This window comes from Streptomyces sp. NPDC058576, assembly GCF_042718715.1.
Taxonomy (GTDB): Bacteria; Actinomycetota; Actinomycetes; order Streptomycetales; family Streptomycetaceae; genus Streptomyces.
This window is the reverse complement of the sequence record NZ_JBHXPF010000010.1, coordinates 68,709-82,914: the sequence shown is the minus strand read 5'-3', so window position 1 is coordinate 82,914 and position 14,206 is coordinate 68,709. Positions and strand designations below refer to the sequence as shown.

Annotated in this window: 10 protein-coding genes; all 10 read left to right on the top strand. The window is 72.6% G+C overall.

What is annotated here, in order from left to right:
• Nucleotides 1–3: 3 nt before the first annotated feature.
• The 10 genes from gatA (at nt 4) to ACFWRV_RS10935 (ending at nt 14,206) form a co-directional block, all read left to right on the top strand.
• A complete protein-coding gene (gatA, locus tag ACFWRV_RS10980; RefSeq protein WP_384331554.1) occupies nt 4–1,506 on the top strand; it encodes an Asp-tRNA(Asn)/Glu-tRNA(Gln) amidotransferase subunit GatA in 1,503 nt (500 codons plus the stop codon).
• A gap of 5 nt (nt 1,507–1,511) precedes the next feature.
• Complete coding sequence (locus ACFWRV_RS10975) at nt 1,512–1,745, top strand: hypothetical protein (RefSeq protein ID WP_355083231.1); 234 nt, start codon at nt 1,512–1,514, stop codon at nt 1,743–1,745.
• 16 nt (nt 1,746–1,761) lie between these two features.
• Nucleotides 1,762–3,270, top strand: coding sequence for an Asp-tRNA(Asn)/Glu-tRNA(Gln) amidotransferase subunit GatB (gene gatB, locus ACFWRV_RS10970; protein ID WP_384331551.1), 1,509 nt, complete (start codon nt 1,762–1,764; stop codon nt 3,268–3,270).
• Between the two features lie 78 nt (nt 3,271–3,348).
• Complete coding sequence (locus ACFWRV_RS10965) at nt 3,349–4,608, top strand: arsenic transporter (RefSeq protein WP_384331755.1); 1,260 nt, start codon at nt 3,349–3,351, stop codon at nt 4,606–4,608.
• A gap of 132 nt (nt 4,609–4,740) precedes the next feature.
• On the top strand, nt 4,741–6,849 hold the full coding sequence (locus ACFWRV_RS10960; protein ID WP_384331548.1) for a phosphocholine-specific phospholipase C: 2,109 nt from the start codon (nt 4,741–4,743) through the stop codon (nt 6,847–6,849).
• 190 nt (nt 6,850–7,039) lie between these two features.
• A complete protein-coding gene (locus tag ACFWRV_RS10955; RefSeq protein WP_384331545.1) occupies nt 7,040–9,280 on the top strand; it encodes an MMPL family transporter in 2,241 nt (746 codons plus the stop codon).
• Nucleotides 9,258–9,815, top strand: coding sequence for a GNAT family N-acetyltransferase (locus ACFWRV_RS10950; protein ID WP_384331542.1), 558 nt, complete (start codon nt 9,258–9,260; stop codon nt 9,813–9,815). Before ACFWRV_RS10955 ends, ACFWRV_RS10950 begins: the two co-directional genes overlap by 23 nt.
• Before the next feature lie 81 nt (nt 9,816–9,896).
• Nucleotides 9,897–10,541 carry a hypothetical protein gene (locus ACFWRV_RS10945; protein WP_384331539.1) on the top strand — a complete coding sequence of 215 codons (645 nt, stop codon included), beginning with the start codon at nt 9,897–9,899 and terminating at the stop codon, nt 10,539–10,541.
• Nucleotides 10,542–10,751: 210 nt separating this feature from the next.
• On the top strand, nt 10,752–10,928 hold the full coding sequence (locus ACFWRV_RS10940) for a hypothetical protein (protein WP_384331536.1): 177 nt from the start codon (nt 10,752–10,754) through the stop codon (nt 10,926–10,928).
• A 131-nt stretch (nt 10,929–11,059) separates the two neighbouring features.
• Nucleotides 11,060–14,206, top strand: coding sequence for an AAA family ATPase (locus ACFWRV_RS10935; RefSeq protein WP_384331533.1), 3,147 nt, complete (start codon nt 11,060–11,062; stop codon nt 14,204–14,206).

The following is a 14,206-nucleotide window of genomic DNA, read 5'->3' as shown; positions in this document are numbered from 1 at the left end:
GCCATGACGGACATCAGCACCATCATCAAGCTCACCGCGGCCGAGATCGCCGCGAAGATCGCCTCCGGCGAGCTGACCGCCGTCGAGGTCACCGAGGCGCACCTCGCCCGGATCGACGCGGTCGACGAGAAGGTCCACGCCTTCCTGCACATCGACCGCGAGGGCGCGCTCGCCCAGGCCCGTGCCGTGGACGCCAAGCGCGAGGCGGGCGAGAAGCTCGGCCCGCTGGCCGGCGTCCCGCTCGCGCTGAAGGACATCTTCACCACCAAGGACATGCCGACCACCGTCGGTTCCAAGATCCTTGAGGGCTGGGTCCCGCCGTACGACGCCACGCTCACGCGGAAGCTGCGCGCCGCCGACGTCGTCATCCTCGGCAAGACCAACATGGACGAGTTCGCCATGGGGTCCTCCACCGAGAACAGCGCCTACGGCCCCACCGGCAACCCCTGGGACCTCACCCGCATCCCCGGCGGCTCCGGCGGCGGCTCCTCCGCCGCCCTCGCCTCCTACGAGGCCCCGCTCGCCATCGGCACGGACACCGGCGGCTCGATCCGCCAGCCCGCCGCCGTCACCGGCACCGTCGGCGTCAAGCCCACCTACGGCGGCGTCTCCCGCTACGGCATGGTCGCCTTCTCGTCCTCCCTCGACCAGGGCGGGCCCTGCGCCCGTACGGTCCTGGACGCGGCGCTGCTGCACGAGGCGATCGCCGGCCACGACCCGCTGGACTCGACGTCCATCGACGCACCGGTCCCGCCGGTCGTCGAGGCCGCCCGCAACGGCTCCGTACAGGGCATGCGCGTCGGCGTCGTCAAGCAGTTCCGCGGCGAGGGCTACCAGGCCGGTGTGCTCCAGCGCTTCGACGAGTCGGTCGAGCTGCTGAGGTCGCTGGGCGCGGACATCGTCGAGCTGGACTGCCCGTCCTTCGACCTGGCGCTCTCCGCGTACTACCTGATCGCGCCCTCCGAGTGCTCCTCCAACCTGGCCCGCTTCGACGCCATGCGCTACGGCCTGCGGGTCGGCGACGACGGCACGAAGTCGGCCGAGGACGTCACCGCGCTCACCCGCGAGGCCGGCTTCGGCGACGAGGTCAAGCGCCGCATCATCCTGGGCACGTACGCGCTCAGCTCCGGCTACTACGACGCGTACTACGGCTCGGCCCAGAAGGTCCGCACCCTGATCACCCAGGACTTCGCGAAGGCCTTCGAGCAGGTCGACGTGATCGTCTCCCCGACGACCCCGACCACCGCCTTCCCGATCGGCGAGCGCGCCGACGACCCGATGGCGATGTACCTCGCGGACCTGTGCACCATCCCGACCAACCTGGCCGGCAACTCCGCCATGTCGCTGCCCTGCGGCCTGGCCCCGGAGGACGGTCTGCCGGTCGGACTGCAGATCATCGCCCCCGCCATGAAGGACGACCGGCTGTACAAGGTCGGATCCGCCGTCGAGGCCGCTTTCGTGGAAAAGTGGGGACACCCGCTGCTTGAGGAGGCTCCGTCGCTGTGAGTGCCATGGCAAAGAAGGCCAAGAACTTCAAGAAGTCCAAGACGGGCGTGTACGTCGCGCTCGGCAGCACCGCGTTCGGCGCGATCAGCGTCGCCAAGCAAGCGAAGCTGGCCCGCAACGACAACGACGTGCTGCGACTCGTCGACGCGGCGGTCTCCGCGGCCGCCATCGTCACCGGACTCGCGATCCTCTATCGCGAACTGAAGCGTCTCGGCGACGACGACGTTCTGCTGGGCTGAGAGGGAAAGTTTCACCGTGACTGTCACTGACCTGGTGTCGTACGAGGACGCGCTCGCGTCCTACGACCCCGTCATGGGCCTCGAAGTCCATGTCGAGCTCGGCACCAAGACCAAGATGTTCTGCGGCTGCTCCACGGAGCTGAAGCAGGACGCCAACTCCCAGACCTGCCCGGTCTGCCTCGGACTGCCCGGCGCGCTGCCGGTCGTCAACGAGATCGGCGTGGAGTCGGCCATCAAGATCGGTCTCGCGCTCAACTGCGAGATCGCCGACTGGTGCCGCTTCGCCCGGAAGAACTACTTCTATCCGGACATGCCGAAGAACTTCCAGACCTCCCAGTACGACGAGCCGATCGCCTTCGACGGCTATCTGGACGTCCAGCTGGAGGACGGCGAGATCTTCCGGGTGCAGATCGAGCGCGCCCACATGGAGGAGGACACCGGCAAGTCGACGCACGTCGGCGGCGCCACCGGCCGTATCCACGGCGCGTCCCACTCCCTGCTCGACTACAACCGGGCCGGCATCCCGCTCATCGAGATCGTCACCAAGCCGATCGAGGGAGCCGGCGCCCGTGCCCCCGAGGTCGCCAAGGCGTACGTCGCCGAGCTGCGCGAGCTGATCAAGGCCCTCGGGGTCTCCGAGGCCCGCATGGAGATGGGCCAGATGCGCTGCGACGTCAACCTGTCGCTGCGCCCGCACGGCCGCGAGGCGTTCGGTACGCGCTCCGAGACGAAGAACGTGAACTCGCTGCGTTCCGTCGAGCGGGCCGCGCGCTTCGAGATCCAGCGGCACGCCGCCGTGCTGTCCTCGGGCGGCACGATCGTGCAGGAGACCCGGCACTTCCACGAGGAGGACGGCTCCACCACGGCCGGCCGCATCAAGGACAACGCCGAGGACTACCGCTACTTCCCCGAGCCGGACCTGGTCCCCGTCGCGCCCGCGCGCGCGTGGGTCGAGGAGCTGCGCGAGGGCCTCCCCGAGCTGCCCCGGCTGCGCCGGGCGCGGCTCAAGGAGGAGTGGGGCGTCTCCGAGCACGACATGCAGTCCATCCTCAACGCGGGCGCGGTCGACCTGATCGTCGCCACGATCGAGGCGGGCGCACCGGCGGACCAGGCCCGCAAGTGGTGGATGGGCGAGCTGGCCCGCAACGCCAACGAGACCGCCCGCGGTCTGGACGAGCTGCCGATCACCCCGGAGCAGGTCGCCCGGGTGGCCGCGCTCGTCGCCAAGGGCGACCTCAACGACAAGCTGGCCCGCCAGGTCATCGAGGGCGTCCTCGCGGGCGAGGGCGACCCGGACACCGTCGTCGAGACGCGCGGCCTGAAGGTCGTCTCGGACGAGGGCGCCCTGTCCACCGCCGTGGACGAGGCCATCGCGGGCAACGCGGCCATCGCGGACAAGATCCGCGGCGGCAAGGTCGCGGCGGCGGGCGCGCTCGTCGGCGCGGTCATGAAGGCCACCCGCGGCCAGGCGGACGCGGCCCGCGTGCGCGAGCTGATCCTGGAGAAGCTCGGCGTCGAGGGCTGATCACCCCGATCACCACCCGGAGGGGCGGTGCACCCGTGACACGGGGGCACCGCCCCTCCACCCGTCCGGAGAGACCCCCTGAACACCGTCACCGCCGAGCTCGTCTCCTTCGCCCTGCTCCTGGGCGTCCTCGCCTTCGCCGTGCTGCGCCCCCGGGGCCTGCCGGAGGCGACCGTCGCCGTGCCCGCCGCGATCCTCGTGGTGGCCGTCGGGGCGGTGTCCTGGCCCGAGGCCCGGGACCAGGTGGGCGAGTTGCTCCCCGTCGTCGGCTTCCTCGCCGCGATTCTCGTGCTGGCCCAGCTCTGCGCGGACGAGGGGCTGTTCCGGGCCGCCGGTGATCTGGTGGCGCGTGCCTGCCGGGGGCAGACCCGGCCCCTGCTCGGCGGCGTCTTCGTCGTCGCCTCCCTCATCACCGCCGTCCTCAGCCTGGACGCCACCGTCGTCCTGCTCACCCCGGTCGTCCTCGCCACCGCCGCCCGGGTCGGTGCGCGGCCCCGCCCGTACGTCTACGCCTGCGCGCACCTGGCCAACTCCGCCTCCCTCCTGCTCCCCGTCTCCAACCTCACCAACCTCCTGGCGTTCACCGCGAGCGGCCTCTCCTTCACCCGGTTCGCCGCGCTGATGGCGCTGCCGTGGCTCGCCGCCATCGCCGTCGAGTACGCGGTGTTCCGCCGCGCGTTCCGGTCCGACCTGGCCGCCGGGGCGCACGCGCCGGATCCCGAAGGGGAGCGCACGCCCGTCCCCGTCTTCACCCTCGTCGTGCTGGCGCTGACGCTGGCCGGGTTCGTCGTGACCTCGTTCGAGGGGGCCGAGCCGCTCTGGGCGGCGCTCGCGGGGGCCCTGGTGCTCGCCGTACGGGCGCTGGTCAAGCGGGAGACCACACCGGTCGCCGTCGTCCGCTCGGCCAACCCGCTGTTCTGCCTCTTCGTCCTCGCGCTCGGCGTCGTCGTCAAGGCGGTCGTCGACAACGGCCTCGGCGACGGGATCGCCGCCCTGCTGCCCGACGGCGACACCCTGCCCGCCCTGCTCGGCGTCGCCGTGGTCGCGGCCCTGCTCGCCAACCTGATCAACAACCTGCCAGCGATCCTCGCCCTGCTCCCGATCGTCGCGGCGGCCGGGCCCGGACCGCTGCTCGCCGCTCTGATCGGGGTGAACCTCGGGCCGAACCTCACGTACGTCGGATCGCTGGCCACGCTCCTGTGGCGGCGCATCCTGCACGCCCACGGGGACGCCCCCGAACTGGGCCACTTCACCCGGCTGGGACTCGCGACCGTACCGGCGACACTGCTGGCCTCCACCCTCGCGCTGTGGGGATCGCTGCACCTCATCGGGGTGTGAGGACCCCGGCCCGGGGGTTGGACTTCCGGTCCGGCCTGTTGGACGTTCACCACCGGGCCGTACGCAGTCCTTCCCGACGCCACCTGATCTGACTAGCTTCCGGGCTGTAACCACCGGAATCAGGAGGCTCTTTTGACCACGGACATGTCACGGCGACGGCTCTTCGCGCTGGGCGGCGGCGCACTCGGCGCCGCTGCGGCCGGATCGTTCCTGCCGCCGTCGCTCCAGGCCGCCATCGCCGCGCAGCCCGCCCACGCGGGGTCCGGCGGGGGAGGCCTCGGCTCCATCAAGCATGTGGTGATCCTGATGCAGGAGAACCGCTCCTTCGACCACTACTTCGGCACCCTGCGCGGCGTCCGCGGCTTCGGCGACCGCAACGCCATCGAGCTGCCCGGCGGCGGGACGGTGTTCGAGCAGCCCGGCGCGGCCGGGTCCACCGTGCTGCCCTTCCCGGTGCGCGGCGCGGCCGAGGAGCAGAAGAAGGACCTCCAGTACATCGGCGACCTCGACCACTCCTGGAGCGGGGGCGCCAAGGCCTGGGGCGGCGGCTGGATGAACGGCTGGATCAGCGCGAAGACCGCGGCGACCATGGCGTACTACGACCGCCGTGACATCCCGCTGCACTACGAGCTGGCCGACACCTTCACCGTCTGCGACGCCTACCACTCGTCCATCCACACCTCCACCAGCCCCAACCGGAACCACCTCTGGAGCGGGAAGACCGGCTTCGAGGCGAACGGGAAGCGGGCCGTCGGCAACGACGCGTACGACGAGGGCGGCCACCCCGGCTACGACTGGTCCACCTACGCCGAGCGGCTGGAGAAGGCCGGGCGCAGCTGGCGTACGTACACCGAGTGGGAGAACTTCACCGACAACCAGATCGAGTTCTACGCCACCTTCAAGGCGATCGCCCGCAAGGCGCTGGCGAAGACCGGCGGCCACACGTATATGGAAGCCTTCTACGCGAAGGTCCGGGGCGCGTCCGAGGCCGAGCGCACCCGGCTCCTCGGGCTGCTGGAGGAGGGCGTCGCCACCCTCACGAAGCAGGAGCGCAGCCTCTTCGATCGGGGGCTGCGCCGGGTGCCGACCGGGACGCTGGCGGACGAGTTCGCCAAGGACGTGGCGGCCGGGAAGCTCCCCGAGGTCTCCTACCTGGTCCCCTCGGCGCTCGACTCCGAGCACCCGAGCGTCTCCTCGCCGGTGCACAGCGCCACGATCGTCTACAAGATCCTGGACGCCCTCGGCAAGCACCCGGACGTGTGGCGGCACACCGCCGTACTGATCAACTACGACGAGAACGACGGCTTCTTCGACCACGTCCCGCCGCCCGTCGCACCCCCCGAGGTGACCGAGGAGCGGTGGGAGGACCGTCCCACCGGCCTGGGCATCCGGGTGCCGCTGCTGGTCGTCTCGCCGTGGACCGTCGGCGGGTACGTCTGTTCCGAGGTCTTCGACCACACCTCCGTGATCCGCTTCCTGGAGCGCTGGACCGGGGTGAAGGAGCCCAACATCGGCGACTGGCGGCGACGCGTCACCGGTGACCTCACCTCCGCCTTCGACTTCACCCGGGCCCGGCGGCAGCCCGCCGTGGAGCAGCCCGGCGTGATTCCGCCGCTCAGCGGACGCTGGCGGCCGAAGCCGCCCGCCGTCCAGCGCCTCCCCGAGCAGGAGCCCGGCGCACGCCCGGCGCGCCCGCTGCCGTACCAGCCGGACGCGGAGGCCCGGAAGGCGGACGGCGGACTGCGGGTGGAGCTGGACAACAGCGGCCGGTCCTCGGCGCACTTCGCGCTGTACCCGTACGCGGAGGAGTTCCCGGCCCCGCAGCACCAGGACGTCCGGGGCCGCGCGCACTGGACGGTCCCGGTGACGGGGGACGCGTACCGCTTCACGGTCACCGGGCCGAACGGCTTCCGTCGCGAGTTCGCCGGACCGGCCGGCGGGGGAGCGGAGGTCACCACCCGCATCGACCACCGCGACCGCGACATCCACCTCACCCTGCGCAACACCGGCCGCCGGACCCTGACCTTCCTGGTGCGGCCGCTCGGGTACGTCGACGAGGACGACGTGGAGGACTGGACCCGCCGCGTCACGGTCAAGCCGGGCCGCAGCCGGGCGCTCGTCCACTCGGCGGCCGACGCCCACGGCTGGTACGACCTCGCCGTCACCGCCGACGGGGAGGACGGCTTCCGGCGGCGGCTCATGGGACACATCGAGAACGGCCGGGCGAGCGTCTCGGGCTGACCGTCTCCGGCGAGGTCGCAGGGCCGGTGTGTTCCGCATAAGGAGCAGATCAGGCCCTGTGACCATGGCCACGAAACGGACAAAGGATCACGTCCTGATGACAGAGTGGCGGTCTCAGGTCATGAGACGTTTACGGGCAGATCACGTCATCTGTGGGTAAAGGTCCACGAACCCGCAGGGAGCTCGTCCGTTGGCTGCCATCGCCCGCTGGTGCATCAGGCACCGTCTCGTCGCCGTCCTCATCTGGCTCGCCGCTCTCGGCGGGACCGCCGCAGCGGCGGGCTTCGCGGGTTCGGCCTACTCCAACGACTACGAGGTCCCCGGCACGGAGTCCGGCCGGGCCACCGAACTCCTCTCGCGCGGCTTCACCGACCTCGGCGGCGACACCGACACCGTCGTCTGGCACACCACCGACTCCACGGTCCGGGCCGCCGACGTCGAGCAGACCATGACCCGCACGCTCCACGCGATCGAGGAGCTGCCGGGCGTCGGCGGGGTCACCGGCCCCTACGGCACCACCGGCCCCGGCCGGATCAGCGAGGACGGCCACACCGCCTACGCCGCGGTCACCTTCGACCGGCCCACCGACGAGATCCCCGCCTCCCAGGCCCAGGCCCTCGTCGACACCGCGAAGGCCGCCGAGGCCGACGGGCTCCAGGTCGAGCTGGGCGGCACCGCCGTCGCCCTCACCGAAGCGCCCTCCGTCCACCTCGCCGAAGGCATCGGCGTCGTCGTCGCGGCCGTCGTGCTCTTCCTCGCCTTCGGCTCGCTCGCCGCCAGCCTGCTGCCCATCGCCACCGCCCTGGTCTCCGTCGGCACCGCCTACGCGGGCATCGTGCTGCTCGGCCACGTGATGACCGTCGCCGACTTCGCCCCGATGCTCGGCATGCTCATCGGGCTCGGCGTGGGCATCGACTACGCCCTGTTCATCGTCACCCGGCACCGAAGAGGGCTCCGGCGCGGCATGTCGGTCGACGAAGCCGCGCAGAACGCCGTCGCGACCACCGGCCGCGCCGTCGTCTTCGCCGGGGCGACGGTCTGCATCGCCCTGCTCGGCATGCTCATCCTGCGGCTCGGCTTCCTCAACGGCGTCGCCATCGCCGCCTCGCTCACCGTGGTGCTGACCGTCATGGCCTCGGTGACCCTGCTGCCCGCGCTGCTCTCCCTCATCGGGATGCGGGCGCTCAGCCGCCGCGAACGCCGGCAGCTCGCCGAGCACGGACCGCGGCCCGAGCTGCCCACCGGCTTCGCCGCCCGCTGGTCCGCCTTCGTCGAGCGGCACCCCAAGCTGCTCGGCGGGATCGCGGCCGTCGTCATGGCGGTCCTCGCGCTGCCCGCCCTCGGCCTCCACCTGGGCACCTCCGACCAGGGCAACAACCCGGCCACCGCCACCACCCGGCAGGCCTACGACCTGCTCGCCGACGGCTTCGGGCCCGGCGTCAACGGCCCCCTCACCATCGCCGCCCAACTCGACGGCGCGGACGACCGGCTCGCGCTGGACTCGCTGCCCGAGAAGCTGCGCACCACCGAAGGCGTCGCGTCCGTCAGCCCGGTCACGTACAACAGCTCCGGCGACACCGCCTTCCTCACCGTCGTACCCGACTCGTCGCCCCAGTCGCAGGACACCAGCGAGCTGGTCGACCGGATCCGGGGCGACGTGCTGCCGCCGGTCCAGGAAAAGACCTCGCTGGAGGCCCACGTCGGCGGGGTGACGGCGAGCTACGACGACTTCGCCGACATCATCGTCGGGAAGCTGCCGCTCTTCGTCGGGGTCGTCATCGGACTCGGCTGCCTGCTGCTGCTCCTGGCCTTCCGCTCCATCGGCATCCCGATCAAGGCCGCCGTGATGAACGTGGCCGCCGTCGCCTCCTCCTTCGGCGTCGTCGTGGCCGTCTTCCAGTGGGGCTGGGGGAGCGAACTGCTCGGCCTCGGCAGCGCCGGACCCATCGAACCCTTCCTCCCCGTGATCATGGTCTCGGTGCTCTTCGGCCTCTCCATGGACTACCAGGTCTTCCTGGTCGGGCGGATGTACGAGGAGTGGCTGGAGACCGGCGACAACCGGCGCTCCGTCCGGGTCGGCCTCGCGGAGACCGGGCGGGTCATCAACTCCGCCGCCGTGATCATGATCTCCGTCTTCCTCGCCTTCGTGCTCAGCGGCGACCGGGTCATCGCCATGTTCGGGATCGCGCTGGCCACCGCCGTCGCCCTGGACGCCTTCGTCCTGCGCACCCTGCTGGTGCCCGCCCTCATGCACATGCTCGGCGGGGCGAACTGGTGGCTGCCGGGCTGGCTGGAGAAGCGGCTGCCCCGGATCAGCATCGAGCCGCCCGACTGCGTGCCGCTCCATGCGAGGATCCCTGAGGTGCGCGCCCCTCAGGAGGGCGTCGAGCAGGCCGAGAAGGAGCACGATGTTCGCCATATCCCTGGGTGACGACAAGGCGGAGCTGCGTCCGCTGGAGGTCTGGCAGGACGAGGAGTTCCTCGCCCACATGGACCGGGCCCGGGGCGCGGTCGACCCCTGGATCCCGTTCGCCTCCTTCGCCACCGACCGGGAGTCGGCGCGCGCCCTGCTCCGGCGGTACGCCGAGAAGCAGGCGGCGGACACCGGACGGCTCTACGGCATCTGGCTGGACGGCACCCTCGTCGGCGGCGTCCTCTTCCGGATCTTCGACGCGGAGTCCGGCAACTGCGAGATCGGCGTGTGGCTGGAGCCCGCCGCCCAGGGCCGCGGCCTGATCACCCGCGCCGCCGAGCGCCTGATCGACTGGGCGGTCCACGAGCGCGGCATGCACCGTGTCGAGTGGGACGCCTCCGCCGCGAACACGAAGTCGATCGCCGTGGCGAAGCGGCTCGGGATGACCCGCGACGGGGTGATCCGGCAGAACTACCTCTACCGGGGCGTACGCCACGACTCCGAGGTCTGGTCCGTCCTCGCCCCGGAATGGCGGGCCCGTACCGGTCGCTGAGAGCGAGCGGGCGACGGGTGTGGGCCTTGCGGGGCCCCGGCGTTAAGAGGGCTCTCATCCGGGCCCCCTAGCGTGCGGCGCATGAACACCACCCCCTCCAAGACGACGAACCCCGACGAGACGGCTGCCGCCGAGGACGCGGCGACGCAGGACGCCCTGACGAAGGACACCACCGGTACGTCGTCCGAGGCCGCTGCCGCCGACTCCGCGAAGGCCCCCGCGGCGGCTCCCGACGACCTCGCCGAGCAGACCGACGACGAGGCCGAGACCGAGGACGAGGACCTGGAGGCCGACCCCTTCGTGGCGGCCCGGCACGGTGTCGGCGCGGGCGCGGCCGCCGTCGTCTCCGCCGCCCTCGGCGTCGTCGCCCTGACCGGCGCGTGGACCGGCCGGGTCGCCGCCGAGCGCGAGACGCTCATCGGCCAGATCAAGACCTCCGGCGGCGGCGGCAGCGCGGCCCAGCAGATCTCCGAGATCTATGGGGACGCCTGGCACACCACCGCCCTGGTCAACGGCGTTTTCGCCGTCCTGGCCCTGCTCGTCGGCGTCGTCGTCCTGGTCCGCCCCGCCTTCGGTACCCCCTCCGAGCGGCCGCAGCCCGCCTGGGTCCGCGCGGTCGCCCTGGCCGGTGTCGCCCTCGGCGTCCTCGGCGTGCTGATCTCCGCGGTCATGTACTTCGACCTCTTCGCCGCCCTGCCCAGCGCGGGCGCCCCGGCCGCCGGCTGACCCCGGGCCGATGACCCCTAAGGCCACCGCCCACCCCTCGGACACGGGGTGGGCCCGCCTAAGGCCCCCACCGCCGCGAAGATGCGGAACTCGCCCGATGCGGGCGCCCCTCCTGGCCGACGACAGTGGACACACAGCGGAACACAGGGTCCGGCCGACCGGCCGGGCCCCCTCCGGTCCGCTGCCACGACCAGGAACCAGGGGCACACCATGTACGAGTACGAGATCTACCGCTCCACCTCCGCCGAGCTGATCCGCCGGGCCGACGCCGAGCGCGAGATCGGCCGGGCCCGCCGCGCCCGCCGGGCCGCCCGCCGAACCGGACGCCGTGATCCCGAGGGGAAGGTGAGGCAGGACGAGCGGGCCCGCTTCACCCCGGCCGCCTGACGGTGCCCCGGCCCGGGACGACCACCGAGCCGGCCCCCGGTCCCGCCGACGCTCCTTCCGGATCGCGTGCGGCGGGCGGGGAGGCGGCCCTACGGGGAGGCGTGGCATCGGCCGGGGACCGCGCCGGGAGCATGATCACCCTCCGCGAAAAGGCGCCCGCCGCCTCGCACGCGTATGCGATGCTCAGCGGCGTGGAGACCAGGTCAGTCAGCCCCGTGTTCGTCGGGCGCGCCGAGGAACTCGCTGCGCTCACCGAGGTGCTCGCGCGGGCCGCGTCCGGCGACCCGCAGGCGCTGCTGATCGGCGGCGAGGCGGGCGTCGGCAAGACCCGTCTGGTCGAACAGTTCGTCTCGGCGGCCGAGCGGCGCGACGCCGTGGTGGCCGTCGGGTCCTGCGTCGAGATCGGGGCCGACGGGCTGCCGTTCGCCCCCTTCCCGACCGCCCTGCGCGCCCTGCGCCGGGCGCTGCCCGAGGAGATGGCCGCCGCCTGCGCCGGGCAGGAGGGCGAGCTGGCGCGGCTCCTGCCCGAACTGGGCGAAGTCCACCGGGACGCCACCGACGAGCACAGCATCGCCCGCCTCTTCGAACTCACCGCCCGCCTGCTGGAGCGGATCTCCGCCGACCGCGTGGTCGTCCTCGTCCTGGAGGACCTGCACTGGGCGGACGCCTCCACCCGGCATCTGCTCGCCTATCTCTTCCGCACCCTCGGCAGCGGCCGCCTCATGGTCGTCGGCACCTACCGCGCCGACGACATCCACCGCCGCCACCCCCTGCGCCCGCTCCTCGCCGAGCTGGACCGGCTGCGCACCGTCACCCGCGTCGAACTCGACCGGTTCAGCCACGACGAGGTCGGCCGCCAGCTCGCCGGCATCCTCGCCGAGATCCCCGAGGCCGCACTCGTCGACGAGATCTTCGACCGCTCCGACGGCAACGCCTTCTTCGTCGAGGAGCTGGCCCGCTCCCTGGAGTGCTGCGGCGACAGCTCCGGGCTCTCCGAGTCCCTCCGCGACCTCCTGCTCGTCCGCGTCGAGGCACTCCCCGAGCACGCCCAGCGGATCGCCAGGATCGTCGCCGAGGGCGGCTCCTTCGTCGAACACGAACTGCTGGCCGCCGTCGCCGGCCTGGGCGAGGACGACCTTGACGAGGCCCTGCGCGCGGCCGTCGGCGCCAACCTCCTGCAGCCCGCGCCCGACAACGACGGCTACCGCTTCCGGCATTCCCTGGTCCGCGAGGCCGTCAGCGACGACCTGCTGCCCGGCGAACGCACCCGCGTCAACCGCCGGTACGCCGAAGCTCTGGAGGCCGACCCCTCCCTCGTCCGCGACGACGAACGTGCCACCCGCCTCGCCAGCTACTGGTACGCCGCCCACGACGCCGCCAAAGCCCTGCCCGCCGTGCTCCGGGCCGCCGTCGAGGCCCGCCGCCGCTACGCCTACTCCGAGCAACTGAGGCTGCTGGAGCGGGCGATGGGGCTCTGGGACGACGTCCCCGACGCGGTACGTGCCACCCTGCGCCCCTTCGACTACGCCGAGGTCTACCCGGCCTCCGGGTGCGACCCGGAGAACGCGCCGCTGCGCTACCTCGACGTGATGGCCGAGGCCACCGTCGCCGCCCACTTCGGCGGCGACCGCAAACGCGCCCTGGCCATCTCCAAGAAGGCCATGCGGGTCCTGGCGTCCGAGGCCGACCCGCTGCGCGAGGCCTGGTTCTGGGTGCAGCGGTCCCGGCTGATGCAGGGCCTCGACAAGGGCGACGGCTGGGAGGAGCTGGCCACCGCGCAGGAGCTGGTGCGCGGACTGCCGCCGTCCCCCGTGCAGGCCGACGTCCTGACCAATGTGGCGAGTTGGCGGGCGCTGCACCAGCCGGGCCCGCAGGCGCTCGCCGACAGCGACCGCGCGGTGGAGTACGCCCGGCTCGTCGGCGACGAGTACATCGAGCTGCACGCCCGCCTCACCCGCGGCTGGCTCACCGCGGAGGCGGGTGGCGTCGAGGACGGACTCGCCGAGATGTACGCGGTCCGGGACCGCGCCGAGCAACTGCACCTGATGAACCTCCTGGGCCGGGTCAGCGTCAACCTGCCCTCCTCGCTCGAAGCGATGGGCCGCTCGCTGGAAGCGGTCGCCGCCGCCGACCACGGCATCGAGATCTGCCACAGCCACGGGCTGGCCGACTCCGGGTCCTGGGTGTACTCCAACCAGGCGCAGTCGCTGTTCTCGCTCGGGCACTGGACCCAGAGCGAGGCCGCCGCCGCGTCCGCCACCCGCCTGGCGCTCGGCCCCAAGGCCAGGGGCCTCGCCGCGCTGCGCCGTACCGAACTGGCCATCGCCCGCGGCGACATCGCCGAGGGGGAGGAGCTGCTCGCGCTGTCCCGGAAGCACTTCGGGCAGCGCGATCCGCAGCTCCAGCACCTGATCGCCCCCGTCCGGCACGCCGTACTGCTGGCCGCGACCCAGGGCAGGCTGGCTGAGGCGCGGGCCGCGTTCGGGGAACTGGCCCGGGCGGGCTTCCCGCCCGGCACCCAGCGCTACGCCCTGCCGCTGATCCAGACCGCCGCCATGATCGAGGCGGACGCCCGCGGGCTGCCCGCCGCCGAACCGGACCGTCCGGAGCTGCTCGCCCTGATCCGCCGCAGCGTGAAGAACCTCCCGATGCTCGTCCCCGTGTGGGCGGCCCACGGCGTCTTCATCGACGCGGAGCTGGCCCGCGCGGAGGGCACGGACACCCCCGGCCACTGGGCACGCGCCGCCGAGGCCTTCGCTCCGCTGAGCCGCCCGTACGAACTGGCCCAGATCCACCGCCGCTGGGCGGAGTCCCTGCTCATCGCCCCCGGCGACCGGGCGGCCGCCACGGTCCTGCTGCACCGCGCCCTGGCGGCCGCCCGCCGCCTCGGCGCCCGCCCGCTCGCCGAGGCGGTCGAGCAGCTGGCGGCCCGGGCCCGCATCACCCTGGACGGCTCCGGCACAGTGCCCGGCCCCGACGCCGGGATCCACCCCGTCCTGATCGCCGCACCCGCCGGTGGCGGCCCCGAGCCGTCGCCGGCCGATGAGGAGGACCCCGCGATCGCCGCCGTGGCGTCCTTCGGGCTGACCCCGCGCGAGCAGGACGTGCACCGGCTGGTCGCGGCCGGACACACCAACCGACGGATCGCCGAGGAGCTGTTCATCTCCCCGAAGACCGCGAGCGTCCACGTCTCCAACATCCTGGCCAAGCTCGGCGTCTCCAGCCGCGGCGAGGCAGCCGCCCTCGCCCACCGGCTGAGGCTCTACCCGGCGGCCTAG